The 24,867-nt window shown below is 36.4% G+C and carries 17 protein-coding genes and 1 pseudogene; 8 read left to right on the top strand and 10 right to left on the bottom strand.

Annotated elements, in window-relative coordinates:
- Positions 1-1,016: 1,016 nt before the first annotated feature.
- The gene (gene pgeF, locus A9G40_RS03100; protein ID WP_065581863.1) at positions 1,017-1,784 is read right to left on the bottom strand and encodes a peptidoglycan editing factor PgeF; all 768 of its coding nucleotides are present in this window, start codon (positions 1,782-1,784) and stop codon (positions 1,017-1,019) included.
- A gap of 8 nt (positions 1,785-1,792) precedes the next feature.
- Positions 1,793-2,767, bottom strand: coding sequence for a 23S rRNA pseudouridine(1911/1915/1917) synthase RluD (rluD, locus tag A9G40_RS03095; protein ID WP_065581851.1), 975 nt, complete (start codon positions 2,765-2,767; stop codon positions 1,793-1,795).
- Between the two features lie 91 nt (positions 2,768-2,858).
- On the opposite strand from rluD, the pseudogene bamD reads away from it, so the two are divergent.
- From bamD to infA, 6 genes and pseudogenes are all read left to right on the top strand, one after another.
- Positions 2,859-3,581 (top strand): annotated as a pseudogene (bamD, locus tag A9G40_RS03090) (outer membrane protein assembly factor BamD); the annotation flags it as partial.
- Between the two features lie 391 nt (positions 3,582-3,972).
- Positions 3,973-6,555, top strand: coding sequence for a leucine--tRNA ligase (gene leuS, locus A9G40_RS03085; RefSeq protein WP_065581849.1), 2,583 nt, complete (start codon positions 3,973-3,975; stop codon positions 6,553-6,555).
- Between the two features lie 35 nt (positions 6,556-6,590).
- Positions 6,591-7,085, top strand: coding sequence for an LPS assembly lipoprotein LptE (gene lptE / locus A9G40_RS03080; RefSeq protein WP_065581848.1), 495 nt, complete (start codon positions 6,591-6,593; stop codon positions 7,083-7,085).
- 7 nt (positions 7,086-7,092) lie between these two features.
- The gene (gene holA / locus A9G40_RS03075; RefSeq protein ID WP_065581847.1) at positions 7,093-8,097 is read left to right on the top strand and encodes a DNA polymerase III subunit delta; all 1,005 of its coding nucleotides are present in this window, start codon (positions 7,093-7,095) and stop codon (positions 8,095-8,097) included.
- Entirely contained in the window at positions 8,091-8,744 is a 654-nt protein-coding gene (gene nadD / locus A9G40_RS03070) for a nicotinate-nucleotide adenylyltransferase (protein WP_065581846.1), read from the top strand. The genes holA and nadD overlap by 7 nt, the downstream gene beginning before the upstream one ends.
- A gap of 221 nt (positions 8,745-8,965) precedes the next feature.
- On the top strand, positions 8,966-9,184 hold the full coding sequence (gene infA / locus A9G40_RS03065) for a translation initiation factor IF-1 (RefSeq protein ID WP_025315083.1): 219 nt from the start codon (positions 8,966-8,968) through the stop codon (positions 9,182-9,184).
- Between the two features lie 111 nt (positions 9,185-9,295).
- On the opposite strand, the gene A9G40_RS03060 is transcribed toward infA, so the two are convergent.
- The gene (locus A9G40_RS03060) at positions 9,296-10,738 is read right to left on the bottom strand and encodes an amino acid permease (protein ID WP_065581845.1); all 1,443 of its coding nucleotides are present in this window, start codon (positions 10,736-10,738) and stop codon (positions 9,296-9,298) included.
- Positions 10,739-10,943: 205 nt separating this feature from the next.
- Positions 10,944-11,210: a YkgJ family cysteine cluster protein gene (locus tag A9G40_RS03055; protein WP_065580500.1), complete on the bottom strand. Its 267-nt coding sequence runs from the start codon at positions 11,208-11,210 to the stop codon at positions 10,944-10,946.
- A gap of 117 nt (positions 11,211-11,327) precedes the next feature.
- On the opposite strand from A9G40_RS03055, the gene efpL reads away from it, so the two are divergent.
- Complete coding sequence (gene efpL, locus A9G40_RS03050) at positions 11,328-11,900, top strand: elongation factor P-like protein EfpL (RefSeq protein WP_065567057.1); 573 nt, start codon at positions 11,328-11,330, stop codon at positions 11,898-11,900.
- A gap of 14 nt (positions 11,901-11,914) precedes the next feature.
- Positions 11,915-12,808 (top strand): tRNA 2-thiocytidine(32) synthetase TtcA, encoded by an 894-nt coding sequence (gene ttcA, locus A9G40_RS03045; protein ID WP_065581844.1) that lies wholly within the window; start codon positions 11,915-11,917, stop codon positions 12,806-12,808.
- 591 nt (positions 12,809-13,399) lie between these two features.
- On the opposite strand, the gene glnE is transcribed toward ttcA, so the two are convergent.
- From glnE to aceE, 6 genes are all read right to left on the bottom strand, one after another.
- Positions 13,400-16,240, bottom strand: coding sequence for a bifunctional [glutamate--ammonia ligase]-adenylyl-L-tyrosine phosphorylase/[glutamate--ammonia-ligase] adenylyltransferase (gene glnE, locus A9G40_RS03040; RefSeq protein ID WP_065581843.1), 2,841 nt, complete (start codon positions 16,238-16,240; stop codon positions 13,400-13,402).
- Between the two features lie 458 nt (positions 16,241-16,698).
- Positions 16,699-17,691 (bottom strand): hypothetical protein, encoded by a 993-nt coding sequence (locus A9G40_RS14560; RefSeq protein ID WP_141675177.1) that lies wholly within the window; start codon positions 17,689-17,691, stop codon positions 16,699-16,701.
- A 13-nt stretch (positions 17,692-17,704) separates the two neighbouring features.
- Positions 17,705-18,649, bottom strand: coding sequence for a CYTH domain-containing protein (locus A9G40_RS03030; RefSeq protein ID WP_065581841.1), 945 nt, complete (start codon positions 18,647-18,649; stop codon positions 17,705-17,707).
- A 369-nt stretch (positions 18,650-19,018) separates the two neighbouring features.
- Entirely contained in the window at positions 19,019-20,443 is a 1,425-nt protein-coding gene (lpdA, locus tag A9G40_RS03025; RefSeq protein ID WP_065581840.1) for a dihydrolipoyl dehydrogenase, read from the bottom strand.
- A gap of 16 nt (positions 20,444-20,459) precedes the next feature.
- Positions 20,460-22,040 carry a pyruvate dehydrogenase complex dihydrolipoyllysine-residue acetyltransferase gene (aceF, locus tag A9G40_RS03020; RefSeq protein ID WP_081302128.1) on the bottom strand — a complete coding sequence of 527 codons (1,581 nt, stop codon included), beginning with the start codon at positions 22,038-22,040 and terminating at the stop codon, positions 20,460-20,462.
- Positions 22,041-22,052: 12 nt separating this feature from the next.
- Entirely contained in the window at positions 22,053-24,719 is a 2,667-nt protein-coding gene (aceE, locus tag A9G40_RS03015; protein WP_065581839.1) for a pyruvate dehydrogenase (acetyl-transferring), homodimeric type, read from the bottom strand.
- Positions 24,720-24,867: the final 148 nt, after the last annotated feature.

The raw sequence follows: 24,867 nt of genomic DNA, 5'->3' as shown, positions 1-24,867 counted from the left end.
AGACCAAGAATAGCCAATACTGAGGACTAAAAGAACACTGCATTACGTTTTTCCTATTACATAATATTTTGTTTTATTTTATATTAATTACTTATTCTGCGTATAATATCGCTTATTCGATCCGTTTTTTGATCAAATAAATTATAATTGCTAAAATTTTTTCGCTCCTTTTTTGTGTATTTTTAGATTGTTTTTTGTAAATTTTATTTACAAAAACAGCACAAATTTTAGAAAGGTTAGATCGCTAGTGTTTTGTGTTTTGATTGCATCGACAAATTCTTGGGATGAAGTATTCTATTATCATTATTTTGAGAGCATTTTACATTTACCAATAAAACTTGTTCTTCTTGCTATTGATGAAAACGTCCGAAAATCCCCCTCAAAATAAACCATTTCCCCATTAAAAATCAGTCAGAAAAGCCATTGATTTTATTGAAGTTTTTATTTTGTTTTTTTATAAAAATCAACGGTTTTTTATCGACAAAGGCTAACGCCCTGCCTTATTCGGTATCAGAATGTACTACCAGCAAAGCGAGTTTAGCACGCCAAACAAGGATGTTTGGCGAGGTTTACTTGATTGGGAATAATTTTGTCAGGAATAAATCAGTGCTGGTGCGTTAAACTCAAGTGCAACAGTGGTCTAAATTCTTGCGAAAAAATTTGAACATCTGAGGGTAACGAAAATGACTTTGAAAAGCCAAGCATTATGGATGATATGAGTAACTATAAGTAGACCACATTTTGCACCATGTGAATATAGGAGGATTTCGCATAAAATCCCTTGCTAAACACCATCATCAGTTGCTTATTATATCCTCAAATCTTAAAACATCCGAAACCAAACTCCACCCCAAAAAAGTTTTTTACCCTTAAAAAATTATTCAGAAAAACCATTGATTTTATTGGAGTTTTTATTTTTATAAAAATCAACAGCTTTTGCCTACAAAGGCTCATGCCGTGCCCTATTCGACATCAAAACATATCATCGACAGTATAAGAGCTGTTTTGATTGCTTTTTACTCAAACCAAATCATTGATGCCATTCTGCCAGTTCTGTTTTCACGGCGGTACGAAAAGAATTTATCTTGTTCAGTATAAGTGCAATAATCACCACCAAAAATTTGCGTTATTCCCATCATTTGTAAGCGCTGTTTAGCAATTAAATAAAGGTCGGCTAGGTACTTTTGTTCTGTAGGATTGATTAATTTGAACGCGAATTGTGCTTTTTTATCGACTTTTTCAAATTGCTGTTTGACTTCAATACCGACTTCAAACTTTTTGGCACTGATAGTAGGGCCTAACCAAGCAATGATATTTGCTGGCGAGCTGGCAAATTTCTTAACCGTTTCTTCTAATATGCCATTACATAATCCTCGCCAACCTGCATGGGTTGCGGCGACTTCGTCACCATTTGTTGTGCAAAATAATACAGGCATACAGTCTGCGGTTAGTACTACACTAACTTGTTTGGGTTGATTAGTATATGACGCATCGGCTTCAAGTGTTTGATTCAAATCGATGTTAGCTGTTGGCGGTTGTAATGGCATTTGTGAGATATCAAGCACTGAGGTGCTGTGGGTTTGTATTAGCCAATGCGGTTCGCTAGGTATTTGTTCCGCTTGCATAATGCGACGGCGATTTTCCGCAACATCTTCTACGTTATCCCCCGTTCGATCACCCATATTTAAACTTGCAAATGATGCTAAGCTAACACCGCCACTACGTGTTGTAGTAAAGGCACGAATATTTTTTGGCGCCGTCCAATATGGGTAAATCGATTTAATCATATTTATCACCAATCAAGTTCATCTTTATGTTGTTCAGTATCTTGTTGCAATGCTTGAATCAATTTTTGCATATCATCAGGAATAGGCGCATGCCATTCCATCAGTTCACCTGTAATTGGGTGGAATAATCGCAACATGGTAGCATGTAGTGCTTGCCTATCAAAATCACGAAGCGTTTGAATAAATAAGTCGCTAGCACCTTTTGGCGGCCTTGGACGCCCACCATAAAGAGGATCGCCAATTAGTGGGTGCGCAATATGGGCCATATGAACTCGGATTTGATGAGTTCGCCCTGTTTCTAGTCTTAAGCGTAAGCGTGTGTGCAAGCGATATTTTTCCATCACTCGATAATGTGTAACAGCGGGTTTGCCAGTTGGAAAAACAGCCATGTGAGTTCGTTTAGTTGGATGACGTGTGATAGGCTGATCAACTGTGCCACCTGCGGTTATAATACCCATAGCAACAGCTTCGTATTCGCGCGTGATTTCGCGTAGTTGGAGCGCTTCAACTAAGTGCGTTTGAGCAGTAATAGTTTTAGCAACAACCATTAAGCCCGTGGTATCTTTATCGAGCCGATGCACTATCCCTGCGCGCGGCACTCGGGATATTTCTGGATAATGGTAGAGCAAGGCATTGAGCACTGTACCATTAGGGTTACCTGCGCCAGGATGTACCACTAAATCTCGAGGTTTGTTGATCACTAAAATATCGTCATCTTCATAAACTACATCGAGTTTTATATTTTCAGGTTGGTGATGGGTTTCTTCTTCAATTTCGGCATTGATTATTATTTTTTCACCACCCAGTACTCTTTCCTTGGGTTTATTGACGATCACATTGTTGACAGTGACTTTATTATTGACAATCCAATCTTTTATTCTAGATCGTGAGTAATCAGGGAAAAGTGCTGATAATGCTTGATCTAAACGCATTCCTAGCTGGTTTTGTTCTATTTCAGTTGATAATTTTAACTCGTGCATGTGTAATTTATCTATTTTAAGCTGTTTTGTTTTAGAGTATTATATACCAATCATAGCTTTTAATGTTTAATTATATTTGGATTAAAACTGAATGAAATTGCGTTTACACTCTTTGTTAGCTATCGCTTTAAGTGGCATGTTAATTGGATGTACATCATCTAAACCTGATGTTGAAAATGTGCCTGAAATTGAGCTTCATAATAAAGCGAAATCAGATCTTGAAAATGGTAATATTAAATCCAGTATTGCTATATTAGAGGCTATGGACAAAAATTATCCATTTGGTCCTTATTCTCAACAAGTACAACTTGATTTAATTTATGCTTACTACAAGTCTGCCGATTTTCCGTTAGCGATTGCCTCAATCGACCGATTTTTAAAATTAAATCCAACGCACCCTAATGTAGATTGGATTATTTATATGCGTGGCATTTCAAATATGGCACAAGACGATAATATGATTCAAGGCTGGTTTAATGTTGATCGCTCAGACCGCGATGCAGATTATGCAGCTGCTGCATTTAAAGACTTTAATTACTTAGTATCTAGTTTTCCAAACAGCCCCTATACTGCCGATGCACAAAAACGCCTTGTATTTTTGAAAAATAGATTAGCCCGCTATCAGTTGAAAGTAGCGCAGTTCTATACTAAACGCGGTGCTTATGTAGCAGTAATTAATCGTGTGACAGATATGTTAACGATGTTCCCCGATACCGATTCGACTAAAAAAGCATTGCTATTAATGCGTAATGCTTATAATGAACTAGGCTTAGTAAACGAAACCCAAAAAGTTGATACACTGATCCAAGCAAATCTTCACAACATGCCGAAAGAAGAGCAACGTTCATTCTTATCATATTTTACTAGCATTTTTAATGGCGGTTAGGCTGTTTTGAATTTGACAGCCCACCAATTGATAATTTTACCTAATATTAATTGCTATTTACATTTTATTAAATAGCAATTGGTTTTTCTGGTTATAGCCAATCAGCTTAAATGACTATAGCTTATTAATTGATTAAATCTCAGCAAAAATATCCTCTTTAACTTATCACTTATTATTCTTTAAATTGATTGTAGTTATTTAAATTCATCATGACAAAAATCAATGCACCAATTCATATATCATTTGTAAAACGAATCAATAACCAATACAATTAGCGACATATTTTTATTAGCAATAATAGATAGGACATTAACTCGTCATGCAAGAACAATATCGCCCTGATGAAATCGAAGCCACTGTACAAAAACACTGGCAAGAAAATAAAACCTTTCACGTTACTGAAGATCCATCAAAAGAGAAGTACTACTGCTTATCAATGCTCCCTTACCCTTCTGGGCGCTTGCATCTTGGCCATGTTCGTAACTATACCATTGGTGATACCATTTCACGTTATCAGCGCTTAAACGGTAAAAATGTACTACAGCCTATCGGTTGGGATGCGTTTGGTTTGCCTGCTGAAGGTGCTGCTGTTAAAAATAATAGTGCTCCTGCAAAATGGACTTATGAAAATATTGCTTATATGAAAAAGCAATTACAGCTTTTAGGCTTTGGTTATGATTGGGATCGTGAAGTGACCACTTGTCGTCCCGAATACTATAAATGGGAACAATGGTTCTTCACTAAACTATTTGAAAAAGGCTTAGTTTATAAAAAAACCTCAGCAGTTAACTGGTGCCCTAACGATCAAACGGTTCTTGCTAATGAGCAAGTGGTTGAAGGTTGCTGCTGGCGTTGTAACACCCCTGTTGAGCGTAAAGAGATCCCGCAATGGTTTATTAAAATTACTGCTTATGCCGAAGAATTGCTTAATGATCTAGACACATTAGAAAGTTGGCCAGAGCAAGTTAAAACCATGCAACGTAACTGGATTGGTCGTTCTGAAGGGGTCGAATTTGATTTTGCTGTTGAAAATTACGCTGATAAGTTACGCGTCTACACAACACGCCCTGATACGTTAATGGGCGTTAGCTTTGTCTCCGTTGCCGCAGAGCATCCGCTTGCTCAATTAGCAGCCAAAAACGATCCTAAAATTGCTGAGTTTGTCGCTGAATGTAAAAACACTAAAACAGCCGAAGCCGATATGGCAACCATGGAAAAGAAAGGTATTGCTACTGGTTTTTATGCTATTCACCCTTTAACAGGTAAAAAAGTCCCTGTTTGGATTGCCAATTTTGTGTTAATTGAATATGGCACAGGCGCAGTAATGGCGGTTCCTGCCCATGACGAGCGTGATTATGAGTTTGCTTCTAAATATAACTTGCCAATTAACTCCGTTATTTTAAACCAAGACGGCAATGCACCTGATGTATCTGAGCAAGCCTATACTGAGCATGGGATCCTATTTAATTCTGGTGAGTTTGATGGCCTTAATTTTGAACAAGCATTCAATGCCATTGCTGATAAGCTAATAGGATTGGGTATTGGTCAACGTAAAGTTAACTACCGTTTACGCGACTGGGGTGTTTCACGCCAACGCTATTGGGGAGCGCCAATTCCAATGGTGACACTTGAAGATGGTACAACCATACCTACTCCAGCAGATCAATTACCAGTTATTTTACCTGAAGATGTCGAAATGAATGGCATTACCAGCCCGATTAAGGCCGATCCTAACTGGGCAAAAACAACTGTAAACGGACAAAACGCACTGCGTGAAACTGATACTTTTGATACTTTTATGGAATCATCTTGGTATTATGCTCGTTATACTTGCCCACACTATGACAAAGGCATGTTAGATGAAAACGCGGCAAACTATTGGTTACCTGTTGATCAATATGTCGGTGGTATTGAACATGCTATTATGCATTTACTTTATTTTAGATTCTTCCATAAATTAATGCGTGATTTTGGTTTGGTATCATCAGACGAACCAGCAAAACGCTTGCTATGCCAAGGCATGGTATTAGCAGATGCATTTTACTACACAAGTCCAACGAATGAACGTATTTGGGTGTCACCAACTGAAGTCACGATTGAACGTGATGAGAAAGGACGCATTGCTAAAGCCATTGACAGTAAAGGTAATGAGCTTGTTCATGCTGGCATGACGAAGATGTCAAAATCGAAAAATAATGGTATCGATCCACAAGAAATGGTTGAAAAATACGGTGCGGATACCGTTCGGTTGTTTATGATGTTTGCTTCGCCTGCTGATATGACACTGGAATGGCAAGAGTCTGGCGTTGAAGGTGCTAACCGATTTATTAAACGTGTCTGGCGTTTAGTTTACGAACATGCCCAAAAGGGACAAACAGCTAAACTTGATATTGCAAGTTTAAATAGCGAACAAAAAACATTACGTCGTGAATTACATAAAACCATTGCGAAAGTGAGTGATGATATTGGCCGTAGACAAACCTTTAATACGGCTATTGCTGCTGTGATGGAGTTTATGAATCGCTTACAAAAAGCGCCACAAGAAACCGAGCAAGATCGAGCTCTAATGGGTGAGGCATTAAATGCAATTGTTCGATTACTTTACCCTATGATGCCTCACGCCTGTTTTGTTATGTGGCAAGCTTTAGGCCATAGCGAATCGATCGATAACACTACATGGCCTATCGCTGATGAATCGGCAATGGTTGAAGATGAAAAGCTCATTGTTGTGCAAATTAATGGTAAAGTTCGCGGTAAATTTACTGTGCCAGCTAATGCCGATCAAGATTTTGTTATGGCACAAGCAAAACAAGAGCCTAACATCCAAAAATATTTGATCGATGTTGCTATCCGTAAGGTGATTTACGTACCAGGTAAATTGTTAAACCTTGTTGTTGGTTAATATTGTTTGATAACTCAATTTAGGCGGTTATAAGTATGAGAAAATATTTAGCATTCATTATGTTATTAACAATATCCTTAACAGGATGTGGATTTCATCTACAACATGAGCCAGAAGTACCTGAACGTTTCAAAACGATGTCTTATGTAAGTTATGATCCTTATGGCCGCCTGTCTCGCGATATTAAAGAGTTATTGCACGATAACCAAGTGACTCTAGCTAATAATAATGCTTCAGAGCAATTGCCATCGCTAAGAATGATAAGCGAAAATCTAAGTCGCAATACCATTTCGATTTATCAGGATGGTAAAGCTGCCGAATATCAATTAGTCTTAGCTGTTGAAGCGCAAGTTGTTATTGCAGGCCAACAGACATACCCAATTAATGTTCGTGTATTTAGAACGTTCTTTGACAATCCATCTGAAGCACTAGCAAAAACGGTCGAGCAAGATTTAATTGAAAACGAGATGTTTAAACAGGCAGCTAAACAAATCATTCGTAAATTAAAATCAATTGATGCGGTAAATTAACGTTATCATGATTAAAATTAGTGCCGATCAAATTAGCCATAAATTAGGATCACCTTATTATTTGATTTTAGGTAGTGATCCTTATTTACAGCATTATACGCAAACTGAGTTACGAAACGCTTTTAAACTTGCTGGCTTTGATGAACAGCTTACTTTTGTTATTGATAATCAAACTGATTGGATAGCCATTTTTGATTGCTGCCAAGCAATGAATTTATTTTCAAGCAACACTTTGCTTCTACTTGATTTTGGTGAGAATTCATTAAATGCAGGCATTACCGCTAAACTTAATACGCTCAGCGAGATTTTAACGCCTGATATTGCACTGATAATCACGCTCAATAAAATGACTAAAGCCCAAGAAAATGCAATTTGGTATAAAGCTTTATCGGATAAATTAGTCGTTGTCAATTGTGCCACACCCGATACCTTACAACTACCACAATGGGTTGAAAATCATTTACAGCAACAACAAATTGCTATTGAGCCTAAAGCAATAGATCTACTTTGCTATTATTATGAGGGCAATTTGCTTGCATTAACGCAAATTATTGCACAGCTAAAATTGTTGTATCCCGATCACATCATTTCTTATGACGAAGTCGAAAGCAATATTAATGATTCAGCAATATTTACGCCCTATCATTGGACTGATGCATTAATGGCCAATAAAATAAAAAGGGCTATGCATATTTTACAGCAGTTAAAGATGAATGAATTTGAGCCATTAATCTTGTTGCGAATTATTCAACGTGAGCTAATACTGATCATTAATTTAAAAAAAGGGTTACAGCAAAAATCTTTAAAACAGGTTTTTGATGAATATAAAATTTGGCAAAATAAAAGAACGATTTATACCAATTATCTAAATCGTTGTGATATTAAAAGCTTATTTAATTTACTAGCCAAACTGACTGAAATTGAAATCAGTCTAAAACATAATAATCAAGTTCAAATATGGGACGAAATATTTAATTTATCAATGCAATTTATGGGATTAGATAAATGTTGAACGCATTATTAGGAGGGACTTTTGATCCAATCCATTATGGACATCTTCGTCCTGCTATTTCATTAGCAAATGAAGTGGGATTAAAGCAAATTAGTTTATTGCCTAATCATATTCCACCCCATAAACCTCAACCCGAAGCCAATACTGAACAACGTTTAACAATGTTAAAATTAGCTATCGAAGATTTACCTTTATTTGCGTTAGATATAAGAGAGATCGTTCCTAGAGCATCAAAACGCCCGTCTTACACTATTGAAACACTTCAAGCGTGGCGAGAAGAAAAGGGAAATAGTAATGGACTGGCGTTTATTATGGGGCAAGATTCATTATTGAGCTTGCCAACTTGGAACAAATGGAAAACACTGCTCGATTACTGCCATTTGTTAATTTGCCGTAGACCAGGTTATGCACAAAATACCAATAACATTGAGCTACAACAATGGATTGATGAACATAGTACAACCAAAGTTGAACAATTACATGACTCACCTCATGGCTATATCTTTTTTGCGCATACACCACTTGAAGATATTTCAGCAACGGAAATTAGGCGAAATATTAACAATCAAGCACGTTGTGAAAAGTTATTGCCACCTCAAGTATGGCACTATATTCAGCAACAAAGACTTTATAATATAAAGAAATAGTAGAAAGGGCTTTACATCTGACAGTTTTTTCGGCATTATTTCGCCGCTGTATTTATATATTCTAAACTCAGTTTTTTTGTGTTTATACTTAGCTTGTTAGGCTTTTCATCAAATACCGATAAGGTAAGATAAAAGTGTAACATTATTGTTTTGTCATTAAGCACTTTACATGGCAAATCAATTAAGTATATTTAATTTGTATTTATTATTAAGAGGCCCCAATGGCAAAAGAAGATAACATTGAAATGCAAGGTACCATACTTGATACACTTCCAAACACGATGTTTCGTGTTGAACTTGAAAATGGTCATGTCGTTACTGCACATATTTCTGGTAAGATGCGAAAAAATTATATTCGTATTCTCACTGGCGATAAAGTTACTGTTGAAATGACGCCTTACGATCTATCTAAAGCACGTATCATCTTCCGTAGTCGCTAATATCGTTATCTAAATAAACTATTTAAAAGTATAACGGTTTATTTATCTCTTTTTTAATAAAAAATCCGTCGACCTTTGTCGACGGATGAGTGATAAATTTAAACTAGCGATTTAATCTTCTTTAGAAAAGTTCATCTGATCGTATTTAACCCATTTTGTCTTTTTGACTATTTTGTAACTAAAATAAATTACTAAAAATAGCGGTAAACCAATATAGGTTGCAATCACGCCATTCCAGTCAATGGTGTCTTGTAAAAATGCTTCGTAATTCTGACCTAAAGTAATAATCAAACATAGTACAAAAGCAAAAATAGGCCCCAATGGGAATAAGTTTGAGCGATATGGTAATTTATTAAGATCATGACCTTGAGCAATATAACCTTTTCTAAAACGATAATGGCTAATGGCGATACCAAGCCAAGCAATAAAGCCCGTCATACCCGACATGTTCAGCAACCACAGATAAACTTCTTGATCTTTGTACATAGATGTTAAGAAACAAAGCATAGCGACAAATGTCGTTACTAGTAGCGCCACTCGAGGCACCCCTGATGACGATAATTTTCCAAAAATTTTCGGAGCCTTACCTTCTTTAGCTAAGGCATAAAGCATTCGAGTTGACGCATACAATCCTGAATTACCAGCAGAAAGAACTGATGTCAAAATAACAGCATTCATTAATGCCGCAGCTGACAGTAACCCTGCATTTTGGAATACTAAAGTAAATGGGCTTACACTAATGTCGGTTTCGTTATTGCGCAACAAATTAGGATCAGTATATGGAATAATTAAACTAATGACTAAGATTGCAAAGATATAAAATAACAAGATTCGCCAAAATACTTGTTTCATTGCTTTAGGGATGTTTTTTTCTGGAGAACTTGATTCACCCGCAGCAATACCTATCAGCTCTGTGCCTTGGAACGAAAACCCAACCACCATAGCTACGCCAATCATTGATGAAAATCCACCAACAAACGGAGCGTCACCTACTTGCCAATTGTGCCAACCTGCACCTTGTGCTCCACCCAAAATACCGACAATCATGAGCAACCCAACAGCAATAAAAAGAACAACAGTGACAACTTTAATTAGTGAAAACCAAAATTCTGCTTCACCAAAGCCTTTAACCGAAATATAGTTAAGGCAAAAGATAATGCTTAAAAATAGAAAGCTCCAAAGCCAACTATAACTACCTAAATCTATCCAATATGAGATCACCAATTGCGCTGCAACTAAGTCAACCGCAACAGTAATTGCCCAGTTGTACCAATAATTCCAGCCAATAGCAAAACCAAATGCCTCATCGACATAACGTGATCCATAAGTTGCAAATGTTCCTGAAACGGGAAGGTAAGCAGCCAATTCACCCAAGCTTGTCATTAAAAAGTAAACCATTACGCCGATAATGGCATAAGAAAGTAGTGCCCCTCCTGGGCCTGCCTGCGCAACTGTTGCACCAGATGCAACAAATAATCCTGTACCAATGGAACCACCAATGGCAATCATGGTTAAATGACGAGCCTTTAAATCTCGTTTTAATTTATTTTTCATAGCAATATTCTTCTTTATTAAAGAGAGTCAATTTTATAGCGTATACGTATTTTCAACACGTTACATTCTTAGCTGTCAACTGGCAGCTCAAAATTTATATTAATCATTACAGATAAAATAAAATGCGCAGAAGTGTATCAAAAAAAAAGCATGACGAGATAAATAATTTTAATAATAAATCTCATTTGTTAAATAGAAGCAATACTTACCCACGTGTAAGTTGTTCTAATTGAGTTAAATAATCCAATGCTTGCTCACGATTATCACCGCACATCTCGTAACAGGGTTGTAACCGCTCACAAACCGATGGTCTTGATGCAAGCCCAAATAGCTGGCATTTAAAATCTTCACCTAAATGAATACAAGCAATACCAGCTATTTTACCATTAGGCATACCAGGAATATGAGAAGAAATTGATGGTGCAATACAACAAGCACCACAATTTTCTCGACATTGAAATAAATTTGCCATCATTTTTCCTTTAATTTAAAGCTTATTAATAAATTTAGTTGGTGACAATAACAAGTTAGCGTTAAAATAGCGAGTTAATTTTTTAACTCTATTTTTAATAATCGCGAAGAAAATATTATGGCTAAAGCAAATGAAATAAAACGTGGCGATGCAGTCACCTATAATGGCAAATTATTACTCGTTAAAGATATTGATGTTCAAAGCCCTAGTGCTCGTGGTGCCAGTACGCTTTATAAAATGCGTTTTACTGACGTCAAAAATGGCGGCAAAGTCGAAGAACGATTTAAAGGAGATGATATCCTCGAAACCATTGAACTGTCTCGCCGTCCTGTTAGTTTTTCTTATGTTGATGGGGATGAATATGTGTTTATGGATAATGAAGATTACACATCATTTATTTTCAAAAAAGAACAAATTGAAGATGAGCTTTTATTTATTCCTGAGGGCGGAATGGATGGAATTCAAGTATTAATGGCGGACGACGAAGTCATCGCATTAGAGCTACCACAAACTGTCGATTTAGAAATTGTTGAAACATCGCCAAGTATTAAAGGCGCTTCAGCAAGCGCACGAACTAAACCTGCAACATTATCAACGGGTCTTGTTATTCAAGTTCCTGAGTATATTGATAATAATGAAAAAGTCAAAATTCACATCGCTGAGCGTCGCTATATGAGCCGAGCGGAATAACTAATAAGATTGTGATGAATACATATAATCAAAATAAACTACATAAACGATTGCGTCGCCTAACGGGCGAAGCAATCGCTGATTTTAATATGATCGAACAAGGCGATCGTATTATGGTTTGCCTATCAGGTGGTAAAGATAGTTATACTTTGCTTGATATTCTTATTAATTTAAAAATCAGTGCCCCAATAAATTTCGAATTAATTGCGGTTAATTTAGATCAGAAACAACCTGGTTTTCCCGAACACGTTTTACCAGAGTATTTAAATTCGCTTGGTATTGAGTATAAAATCGTCCAAGAAAATACCTATGGCATTGTTAAAGAAAAAATCCCTGAAGGCAAAACAACTTGTTCTTTATGCTCACGCCTTCGTCGGGGAATTTTATATCGCACTGCGACCGAGCTTGGCGCAACTAAAATTGCGCTTGGGCATCATCGTGATGATATATTAGAAACACTGTTTTTAAATATGTTCTATGGTGGCAAACTTAAAGCAATGCCCCCTAAGTTAATGAATGATTCGGGTGAACATATCATTATCCGACCGCTGGCTTACTGTAAAGAAAAAGATATTGCTAAATATGCGCAAATTAAGCAATTCCCGATTATTCCTTGTAATCTTTGTGGTTCACAACCCAACTTACAAAGACAAGTCATTAAAGAAATGCTAAATGAGTGGGATAGGAAGTTTCCTGGCCGGATAGAAACCATGTTTCGAGCCACGCAAAATATCACCCTATCCCATTTGTGTGATACTAATTTATTTGATTTTAAAGGGATCCAAAAAGGTGATAGTGCTATTAATGGTGGTGACATCGCTTTTGACCGCGAAGATATCGCACCAATCAGCTTTGATGCTTCAGATCTTGAAGATCAGGATCTGATTTTGTGGAAAGAAGTAAAATAGTGGCTTAATACTTAATATTGTAGACTCACACCGCTTCCTCATGAATGCCACTAATGTGGCATTTATTTTTTATTAATATCACTCAACATGTTTTAAAACTTTACCGTTGTGAAGAAATTTTAGTGAATATATACGTAGATAATACATGCGATTGAGTAAAAAATTTTACAAATTCAGTTGCTATGTACAAAGTAATAGTTTTAAAAAGCTTATTGGATAATTTGAAATTAAGCCTTTCTAAAAACAATTATTTAATCTATCCATTACTGGCAGCTAAAATTTTCAGCCATTAATAATATTAAAACAACATTTTCCACAAATGCTTGCAAAATCCCTCTCCTTTAGTATTTTATTATTGCTTTATTTCATGGCGAAATAATCGAAAATAACAAGCTTCTTTATTTTCATTACTATAAAATATTACCTAATCAAGTATCGTGGTTCAAAGGTAAACAATTCATCCCCCATGATGAGCCTTCTCATTCTAGCCGTTGTGAGGCTATCATGATAAATGACTTAATGCTTTTCTCCGCTTTTGACTACAAGCCTCGCCTCATCGTTGAAAGTAACAAAATAATAATATTTTACTCACTACATTAACCACTTACGCCAGCTTTGATTAACAATATTTTTTACTTGACTGAATTGCGAATCATCAACAGTACTTGGTAAAGCTTGTAATGCCAATTGATGAATTTTATTGCGCATGTCAATATAAGCTTGTGTTAGTTGCTGGGCTTCGTTGCTATCCATAATTTGGTAATTTGTTGCGAGTTCTAAAATACGAACGTTGTCGCTCCATGTTGTCATTTTTGGGTATTGATAAGCATAATTAAGTACAAGATATTGCGATAAAAATTCAATATCACCAATTCCCCCTTCATCAATTTTTAAATTAAACAAATGCGTGTGTGATGTGCTAAGGTGGGCTCTCATTTTTTCGCGCATTTGCCGAACTTCTGTTTTTAAGGTATTTTGATCTCGCTTTTTACAAAGTACATTATGACGAATTTGGTTAAAACGTTTTATTAATTCACTTTCGCCATATACGGCTCTGGCTCGTACTAATGCTTGATGTTCCCAAGTCCAAGCTTCATTCATCTGGTAATCCTCAAATGAATTTAAGCTACACGCAAGTAACCCAGCATTTCCCTGAGGGCGGAGCCTTACATCGACTTCATATAAAATACCAAAGCTAGTACGTACATTAAATAGGTGAATAATTCGTTGTACTAAACGCAAATAAAATTGACGACTGTCGATCTGTTTTTCGCCTTTGGTCATGCTATTTACTGGGCAATCGTGTAAAAAGACTAAATCAAGATCGGAACCATAACCTAGCTCCCAGCCACCTAATTTGCCATAAGCAACAACAACTAATCCTTTGTCATTAGCAGATAAATGTTCTGGCTGACCATAACGGGCGGTTATTTGATTCCACGCCATTTGTATAACAAAATCGAGTAATGCTTCGGCCACATAGGTTAGGTGATCACTGACTTTCATGGTGGTTAATACATGTTCAACATCTGCGGTAGCAATATGGAGTAATTGCATTTGCTTAAATTGTCGTAATGCTTCCAGTTGTTGTTCTTCATCATCCACTTGAATACGAAGTAAATATTGATAAAGTTGGCTTTTATATTCGTGTGGTACAATCGTTTGGTGTAGCGAATTAACATCAATAAGTTCATCAAGCAATATGGGGTAATGAGCAAGTTGATCACTGATCATTGGCGATGCACTGCATAAGCGAATCACCTGTTTTAATGCGACTGGATATTCTAGTAATAACTCTAAATAGGTAGTACGACTAACAATATTAACTAGCAAAGGAAAAATTCTCGATAAAATAACTATTGCTTGTTTTTCATTACAAATGGATTCTAATAATCTAGGCATCAATTGATCGAGTATTTCACGCCCCCGTACACCAATAGTACGTTTACCGATATCATCACGAAATTGTACAAGCATTTGCCAAAGTTGATTTACATCATCATCTGAATAAGATGGCAGTATTGCTTTTACATCATTTAATTGTAGATCGGGTACCCAAAGATCATCGAACTGATCATTGTATTGTTTTGCCGTGGATGATGTCGATTCATGCTCACCAATAAGCTGATTAAATATTTGGCGATTAGCTTGCATACGCTTAGTTAAGTCACGTTGAAAATCAGCCCAGTTAGCCAATCCCATACCGCTGGCTAGGCGTAACTGATCAAGTTCATCATCTGGCAAGGTTTGAGTTTGTTCATCGTTAATAGCTTGCAGTAAGTTTTCACAACGGCGTAAAAAAAGATAGTTTTCACGTAATGCGGTTACTTCATCAGTGTTGAGCAATGATTCTTGTTCAATAACCTGTAAAGCCGTGAGCAGTGAACGGGTTTGTAACCCCACTACTCGCCCACCACGTATAAGCTGAAAGACTTGCACAATAAACTCAACTTCCCGAATTCCTCCAGCACCAAGCTTAATATTATTTTTTAAACTGCGACGACGTACTTCACGTTCAATCATGCTTTTCATATTACGCAATGACTGTAAGACGCTAAAGTCGATATAACGGCGATACACAAAGGGTTTTAGCATTTGGTAAAGTTCATTAACATAAGGCGATTGCTGATCCCCAAGTATTTTAGCTTTAACCATTGCATAACGCTCCCAATCACGACCTTGCTCTTGGTAGTAGTCTTCCATAGATGAAAAACTTAACACCAAAGGTCCGCCATCGCCTAGCGGGCGCAAGCGCATATCAACACGATAAACAAAGCCGTCTTCGGTAATTTGATCAAGTGCTTTAATTAAGCGTTGTCCTAATCGAGTGAAGAATACACTATTATCAAGCTCTCGTCGCCCACCTTGCGTTTGCCCATGCTCTGGGTAAGCAAAAATCAAATCAATATCAGACGAAAAATTAAGTTCTCCACCACCAAGCTTACCCATACCTAAAACCAGCAAGGGTTGTAATTTACCTTGCGCATTACAAGGAGTGCCCCACTCTTTACAACTCAGGTCATAAAGCCAATCACGAGCCGTAACAATAATCACTTCTGCCAACTCGCTTAATTGTAATAAAATTTGCTCATCACAACTGATATGGGTTAATTGAGACCATGCTAATCGAACTAAAATATAACGCCTAAATTGCCGTAATTCTTTCATTAATTCAGTTTCATCTGAAACTAAGGTTAATATTTTAGTTAACCAATTTTGGTAATATTGTCGTTCGTCGGCTTTCGGTGGATTGTTTGCTATCTCAGAGAGCCACTGTGGGAATCGATAAAAAGCATCCACTAAAAAATCACTTTGTACTAAAATATCAAGATTAGCTTGCACTTCATCTGGCTGGCATTGTTTAAGTTGCGAGATAACTTTTTGCTTTTGTTGTTCAAGCAAAAGGCAAAGTGGTAGATTAAATTCCGACATGGGTAAACTCTCTTAGAAATATTGTTACTAAAAGTAAAATCACCAAAATAAGCCTCTATTATAAATAACTTTTGTCATTGATATAGTATTTATATAAAAAATAAAAGTTTGTAGAAAAATAGTGACGTATGCTTTTTATTGTTATTTTATCAAAAGATCTTAAAGATAATTCACTATATATTGAGTATCTTATTTAAGATTCGTTATTTACTTCAAGTGGTTAATTTTGATTTAAGGCAGGTAATTATTTTTACCATTTAAACGGTATAGACATATTGAATGTTTTTTACAAAATAGGGAATCCCTCATAATTAATAGATAGCTAATCATCAGGTAATTTATTCGCTACTTTTGGGTGTACTATTTTGTAAGATGAGCTACATCAATGGAGCTTATTTAATAAAAGAAAAATCTTAAAATTCTATCGTATCAATGTTCAATACGATAGAATGATGATCTTATTTGCTAAAAAATATCTTTACTACTTTGCGAACAACGAGCCAACCAATCAAACATAACACAACAAAAAATGCTATAATATAAGAGAATGCAATAGCTAAAATTTGTTTATCATTCAATGATTCAACCATCTTATCAAGCCATCCCAAATTCATAAAATAGGTATTGATAAAAAAAACAATTATAGATAGTAGCAAGGTTACACTAAAAGCAATAGCAGAACTAAAAGCTAAATTTTTTAGTTGAAGTTTAGACCCGACAGAAGTAAATTGTTTGCGTAAAGCAATGTAGCCAACGGTATTACATATTAGTAAAAAAATTGAATGAAAACTCATCGCAAAAATATCTGATTCGAAAAGAAAATCAGGAAGTAAAAAGTAATTCAAAAAGAATAAGACAATAACCAAATAATAAAAATTAAATAACAAGATAAATAAAGATAAATGAATTTTTTGACTATACTTTGGAGGTAATGCAATCATTTCCAGTTCCGTTACAAAAACTGAACGCAATAGTTTTATCCCTAAACAAATACCCATGAATATCCAAATATAACTAACAAACCGCAATATTCCTATATAAAACCTATAGGTATAAAAGAAGTATGATTCCAACAAGTAATTATTCAAAAATACGCCTGTCTGCTGGGCAAATATAATTTGATAAGCATATAAACCAATTATTATCAAAAGTACTATTGTAAATGCATATAAAAGATTATTTGCGTTGACTCGATAAATAAAATATTTGTTTAATACTATTGCTGAAGTAATAAAAACTAGAACCAGATTCGCTAATTGATTAAAAGTATTAGTTAAAATTAGGTTATTTAATAATGATATACTATAACTATTTGAACTAAATAAAACCAATACTTCATCGCTATGAAAATCACTATTAACAAAAAGCACACATCCAATCGTAAAGATGCTATCAAGAATCCAATAAAAGAGTACAAAAAAGAACGGTAATTTAAAAAAAGAGAATTTCATCTATTTTAGTCCATTAATTAAGAGTCAGATTCGCAATCAATGCCAGTTTTAACCTTGTGTTCAGTTCACTAAAAGCAAACTTTTTTATTGAGTTAAAAGACAATAATGCCTCTTGCCATTGAGTAAATTCAGGTTCAAGAGATAGATTTTTATCAGTTAATACATTGCTAATCTGGTTTAAAGTTTGTTGATAAAAATTTAAGTTGTTAGTTTCTAACGCATATTCTTCATTTTGTTGCCAAAAATTGAGTAGTTGAGTTAAATTTTGATGCATTTTAATATCAAACTGACAGCTTTTCAATGGTGAATTTTTAAGCAACAAATAACCTCTAGCGGCTTTACTTTGTGAAAAAAGATGTAAATGAAATCGACTTAATTCAAGCGCAAAATTGAGCAAATCTTGTTTATTACCCTGTTTGAGTTCAAGTTCGACTTCTTGAATAATTTTAACCTTTTGGTTTGACTTAATTTCTCCTTGATCTAAAGCGACTTCAATTTCGCTACTTGCAAACGAAATCAACCAAGTTTGACGTTTGAAGTCAGTACTAAACAATGGCAATAAATCTTGTTGTAACTGGGCAATATTACAATTATCAGGTAATGCCGCATGTGGTAATAGTGTTAAATCAAGTTCTGAGTTAGGTAAGTTGACATTAAATTCTATTCGTTCATGTAAACCAGCCACTGATTTGCTATCTCGCTTTAAGGTGATTTCAAACTTTTTTTGGTGATTTTCTTCACATCCTCTTACTCGCAGACCACAATGGTTATTACGTAAGTAATAATCACTTGTGTCATAATAAGTATTAGTCAAGTTGAGTTTTGTAGCGCGTCGTTTTACTGATGATATTGCCGAAAATTCGGCTTCGTCACTATCAGCCCATTGTTCCAAAAAACATTTTAAATTAGCAATATCATTGTCATTGATTTCAAATTTTAATTCGATTTCGTTACTCATTATTCTGTTTTATCTTAGTTATTTTGCTATATGATATATTGAACAGTTAAAGAAATATACTTAATCATTAATTAAAAATTGAATCTTGGAGTTGAGTTAAATCCCAAAATTGTGAAAAAAAACACTAAAATTAGGACGATTAAATTTAAATGAAAAATATTAGCAATTACGCAAACTATCATGACAAATAGATTACCTACTCTTTCATTCAATTTTATTAAGATCCATACAAAGTATGTTTAATTAAGTTTTATTAAAACACTTTATTTTCTGAAGCGTTTTGACAAACAAATTTATTTTAAGGCAAATAAAAATGCCGTTAGTTTGAGCTAATGGCATTTTACTAAGTAAATTAATGACTTGTTGTCACTATTTTTTCTTTGCTTTGGCATTAGGTAAATCGGTGACTGAGCCTTCATAAATTTCAGAAGCTAAGCCGATCGATTCATGCAATGTTGGGTGAGCATGGATAGTTAATGCAATATCTTCGGCATCACAGCCCATTTCAACAGCTAAGGTGATTTCACCTAGTAATTCACCGCCATTCACGCCAACAACCGCACCACCTAGCAAGCGATTATCTGCTTTATTAAAGATGAGTTTTGTCATCCCTTCTGAACAATCCGAAGCAATAGCGCGCCCTGAAGCAGCCCATGGGAAGATTGATACTTCATAATCAATGCCTTTTTCTTTCGCTTCTTTTTCAGTTAAGCCCACCCACGCCACTTCAGGTTCAGTATAGGCAATAGAAGGAATGGTTTTTGGATCGAAGAAGTGTTTTTTACCAGCAATCACTTCTGCTGCCACATGCCCTTCGTGTACACCTTTATGCGCAAGCATTGGCTGACCCACAATATCACCAATGGCATAAATGTGTGGTACGTTAGTGCGCATCTGTTTATCCACTTCGATAAATCCACGATCAGTAACGTTAACACCTGCTTTTTCTGCACTAATTAACTTACCATTTGGCGTACGACCAATCGCCACTAATACCGCATCATAAGTATGGGTTTCGGTGGTGCCGTCTTTCTTTTCCATGGTGACGTAAATTGCATCATGTTTGGCTTCAACGGTGGTCACTTTGGTTTCTAATCGTAAAGTGAATTTCTTTTGGATCTGCTTAGTAAAGACTTTGATCACATCTTTATCAGCAGCTGGGATCACTTGGTCAAACATTTCAACCACATCGACTTCTGAACCTAATGCATGGTATACAGTCCCCATTTCAAGACCAATAATTCCGCCACCCATCAATAATAATTTTTTAGGAATGGTGGTTAGCGCTAAGGCATCTGTTGAATCCCAAATACGCGGATCATCATGTGGAATAAAAGGTAACTTAATTGGACGAGAACCCGCTGCAATAATCGCATTATCAAAGGTAATTTTAGTGATCCCTTTTGAAGAAGTCACCTCCATAGTATGGCTACCAGTAAACTGAGCTTCACCTTGAATCACATTGACTTTGCGCATTTTTGCCATGCCAGCAAGTCCGTTAGTCAGCTGGCTAATGACTTTTTCTTTCCAGCCACGCACTTTGTCTAATTCAAGTCTCGGGGTACCAAAATGGATACCATGTTCAGTTAATGATTTTGCTTCATCCATTACTTTAGCAACATGAAGTAATGCTTTTGATGGAATACAACCTACATTTAAACAGACACCACCCAGTGTTGAATAACGTTCAACAAGGGTAACATCTAGTCCAAGGTCGGCTGCGCGGAACGCAGCGGAATAACCCGCTGGTCCTGCTCCTAAAACCACAACTTGTGTTTTAACATCTTGACTCATAATTTGATCTCCTTAATTACATCACTAAACGACGTAAGTCGGATAAGACGTTAACAATATGGCTTAAGAAGCGCGCACCATCCGCACCATCAATAACACGATGATCGAATGATAATGATAAAGGCAACATTAAGCGTGGTGTAAACTCTTTGCCATTCCATACTGGTTTCATGCTAGAACGAGATACGCCTAAAATGCCCACTTCTGGCGCATTGACAATTGGTGTAAACGAGGTTGTACCAATACCACCAAGGCTAGAAATAGTGAAACATCCACCTTGCATATCGCTACCAGTCAATTTACCTTCACGCGCTTTTTTAGAAATTGCCGCAAGTTCTCGAGAAAGCTCAACAATGCCTTTTTTATCAACATCTTTAAACACTGGCACAACAAGACCGTTTGGTGTATCAACAGCTACACCAATATTAATGTATTTTTTGATAATTAGCGTTTGAGCATCTTCAGATAATGAGCTATTAAAGCGAGGATACGCTGTTAATGCGCTAGCTACCGCCTTCATGATAAACACTAAAGGTGTGATCTTAAGGTCAAGCTTCTTCTTATCAGCTTCTGCATTTTGTTGCTTACGGAATGCCTCTAAATCAGTAATATCGGTTTCATCAAACTCCGTCACATGTGGAATCATGACCCAGTTACGGTGTAAATTTGCACCTGATACTTTTTGGATTTTAGTTAATGGTAGGCTTTCAACTTCACCAAATTTACTAAAATCAACTTTCGGCCATGGTAATAAACCAGGTAATGCCCCACCAGCAGCGCCACTTTCAACTTGTTTAACTGCGTTTTTAACGTAGGCTTGAATGTCTTCACGCAAAATACGGTTTTTAGGACCTGTCGCGGTGACTTTAGCAAGATTTACGCCAAATTCACGCGCTAAACGACGTACTGATGGAGTTGCATGCGCATAAGCATCATTTTCAACAAAGTCATTGCCTGATGATACAGGCGCTGATTGTGCGGTAACAGGCGCTGGTGCGACTTTTTCAGCAACAGGTGCTGGAGCAACCGGCGCTGTTTGAGTAGCTGGCGCTGCACTAGTTGTGGTTTCAAATTCCATAATTTTGGAACCTGTTTTCACCTTATCGCCCACTTTCACTGTGATACTTTTAACGATGCCGGCAATGGTTGCGGGTACTTCCATTGAAGCTTTATCACCTTCAACGGTAATTAACGAATCATCAACAGATATAGTATCGCCAACTTTTACTAAAATTTCGGTCACTTCAACTTCGTCGCCACCGATATCAGGTACATTGACATCAACAGTTTGACTCACTACAGCAGCAGTTGGTGCGACTTCAACTTTTGGTGCTTCTTGTGCTGGAGCCGCAGGCTCTGCACCGCCCTGTTCATCAAAGACCATAATGTCCACACCCGTTTGGACTTTATCGCCAATTTTTACCGAAATAGATTTAACAATACCAGCTTGTGGTGCTGGAATTTCCATTGATGCTTTATCACCTTCAACAGTCATAATTGACTGATCAGCTTCAACTTTGTCGCCTATTTTAACCAGAATTTCGGTTACTTCTACTTCGTCACCACCGATATCAGGTAATTTGATTTGAATACTCATTATAATAACCTCTTATGCAATTCGTGGATTAAGTTTATCGGCATTGATTTCAAATTTTTTGATCGCATCTTCAACAACGCTAACTTCAATATCGCCACGTTTAGCAAGTTCACCCAATGCTGCAACCACAACATAAGATGCATCGACTTCAAAGTGATGACGTAAATTTTCACGGCTATCACTGCGACCAAAGCCGTCTGTACCGAGCACTCGATAACTTTCAGCTGGTACAAATCCACGAATTTGCTCAGCAAACAATTTCATATAATCAGTTGAAACCACTGCTGGATTGTTATTCATAATTTGAGCAACATAAGGCACTTTTGGTGTTTCACTTGGATGTAACATATTATATCGTTCACAATCTTGACCATCACGAGCAAGTTCAGTAAATGATGTTACGCTATAAACTTCAGAACTAATACCATAGTTTTTAGCTAAGATGTCAGCCGCATCACGTACATGACGTAAAATCGAACCAGAACCTAATAACTGAACAGTCGGTTTACCTTTTTGACCTTCAACAGTATCAAGTTTATAAATACCACGACGAATGCCTTCTTCTGCACCTTCTGGCATTGCAGGCTGTGCATAGTTTTCATTGAGTGTTGTAATATAGTAGTAAACGTTTTCTTGTTCGCCATACATACGACGTAAACCATCTTGCATAATAACCGCAACTTCATAAGCATAAGCAGGATCATATGAGATACAGTTAGGTATGGTTAATGATTGAATGTGGCTGTGACCATCTTGATGTTGTAAGCCTTCACCATTTAATGTTGTACGACCTGATGTACCACCGATCATAAATCCGCGTGCTTGTTGATCGCCAGCTGCCCACATTAAATCGCCAATACGTTGGAAACCAAACATAGAATAATAAATATAGAATGGAATCATTGGGAAATCATTGGTGCTATATGATGTCGCAGCAGCTAACCATGAAGCCGTTGCACCACATTCATTAATCCCTTCTTGTAAAATTTGACCTTTTTCGTCTTCACGATAATAAGCAACTTGCTCTTTATCTTGTGGCGTATATTGTTGCCCATGTGGATTATAAATCCCAATTTGACGGAATAAGCCTTCCATACCAAAAGTACGCGCTTCATCAGCCAAAATAGGTACTAAGCGTGGTGCTAATTCTTTATCCTTAAGCATGATGTTAAGTGCACGGACAAACGCAATTGTGGTTGAAATTTCTTTTGACTGTGCTTCAAGTAATGACGAAAATTCGCTTAATGATGGAATAGAGATCGTACCAGAGAATTTGGTTAATCTTGATGGAACATAGCCATGTAATGCATTACGACGTTCATGAATATATTTGTATTCTGGCGTGTGTTCCTCAAATTTGATATAAGGTAATTTTTCAAGTGCTTCATCTGTTACAGGAATATTGAAGAAATCACGAACATGGCGAACGCCATCCATATTCATTTTTTTCACTTGGTGGGCAATATTTTTAGCTTCAGCTGCATCACCCATACCATAGCCTTTAATTGTGTGAGCAAGAATGACTGTTGGACGATCTTTAGTCTCTTTTGCTCGTTGGAATGCTGCAAACATTTTAGCTGGATCTTGACCACCACGGTTTAATCTGAAGATTTCTTCATCAGTCATATCTTTAACTAGCTCTGCTGTTTCAGGATATTTACCAAAGAAATGCTCGCGAACATAAGCACCGTCTTTTGATTTTAATGTTTGATAATCACCATCAAGTGTTTCATTCATTAGTCGAATTAACTTACCAGATTTATCTTTTTGTAGAAGTTTATCCCAACGGTCACCCCAAAGAACTTTAATCACATTCCAGCCTGCACCAGCAAAAACACCTTCTAATTCATTAATGATCTTACCGTTGCCTGTTACCGGTCCATCTAAACGTTGTAAATTACAGTTGATAACAAATACCAAATTATCCAGTTTTTCACGTGTTGCAACGGTAATTGCGCCTTTTGATTCAGGCTCATCCATCTCACCATCGCCTAAGAAAGCATAGACAGTTTGTTCAGAAGTATCTTTCAGTCCCCGATTTTCTAAATATTTTAAAAAACGTGCTTGATAAATAGCACTAATAGGACCAAGCCCCATTGATACTGTTGGGAATTGCCAAAATTCAGGGAGTAATTTAGGGTGAGGGTAAGAAGGCAGTCCTTTACCATGTACTTCTTGGCGGAAATTATCAAGTTGTTCTTCGGTTAAACGACCTTCAATAAATGCGCGTGAATAAACACCTGGTGAAATATGCCCTTGGAAATAAACTAGATCACCACCATCTTTTTCATTGCGTGCACGGAAAAAATGGTTAAAGCAAACTTCATAAAACGTAGCAGCAGACTGGAACGATGCCATATGACCACCTAGTTCCAGATCTTTTTTTGATGCCCTTAGCACCATCATAATTGCATTCCAGCGAACAATTGAACGAATGCGGCGTTCTATTTCCCAATCGCCAGGATAAGCAGGTTGTTCTTCTACTGGGATAGTATTGACATAATTACTTGTTGAAGAACCAAAAAGTAGTGGAACACCACCATCTCTCGCTTTATTGACTATTTGTTCAATAATATATTGTGCACGTTCGATACCTTCTTCGCGAATAATTGAATCAAGACTCTTGAGCCAATCTTGTGTTTCAATGGGATCGATATCATTCACTTGCATATCCGACATATAAAAACCTCTTTTTTGTTTAGAAAAATGCAGTATTTGCTATCCTTAGCTATAAATAACTATATAAATTACAACCCTGCATTATGGAGTTTCATCGCATAAGTCTGCCACTTTCATAAAAAAAGTAAAGCAAACCAAAGCTTAGAAA

Origin of the sequence: Gilliamella sp. Nev3-1, assembly GCF_001690435.1 — a bacterium.
In the GTDB taxonomy this organism is placed as follows: Bacteria; Pseudomonadota; Gammaproteobacteria; order Enterobacterales; family Orbaceae; genus Gilliamella; species Gilliamella apicola_C.
This window is presented reverse-complemented; position numbering and strand designations above follow the sequence as displayed.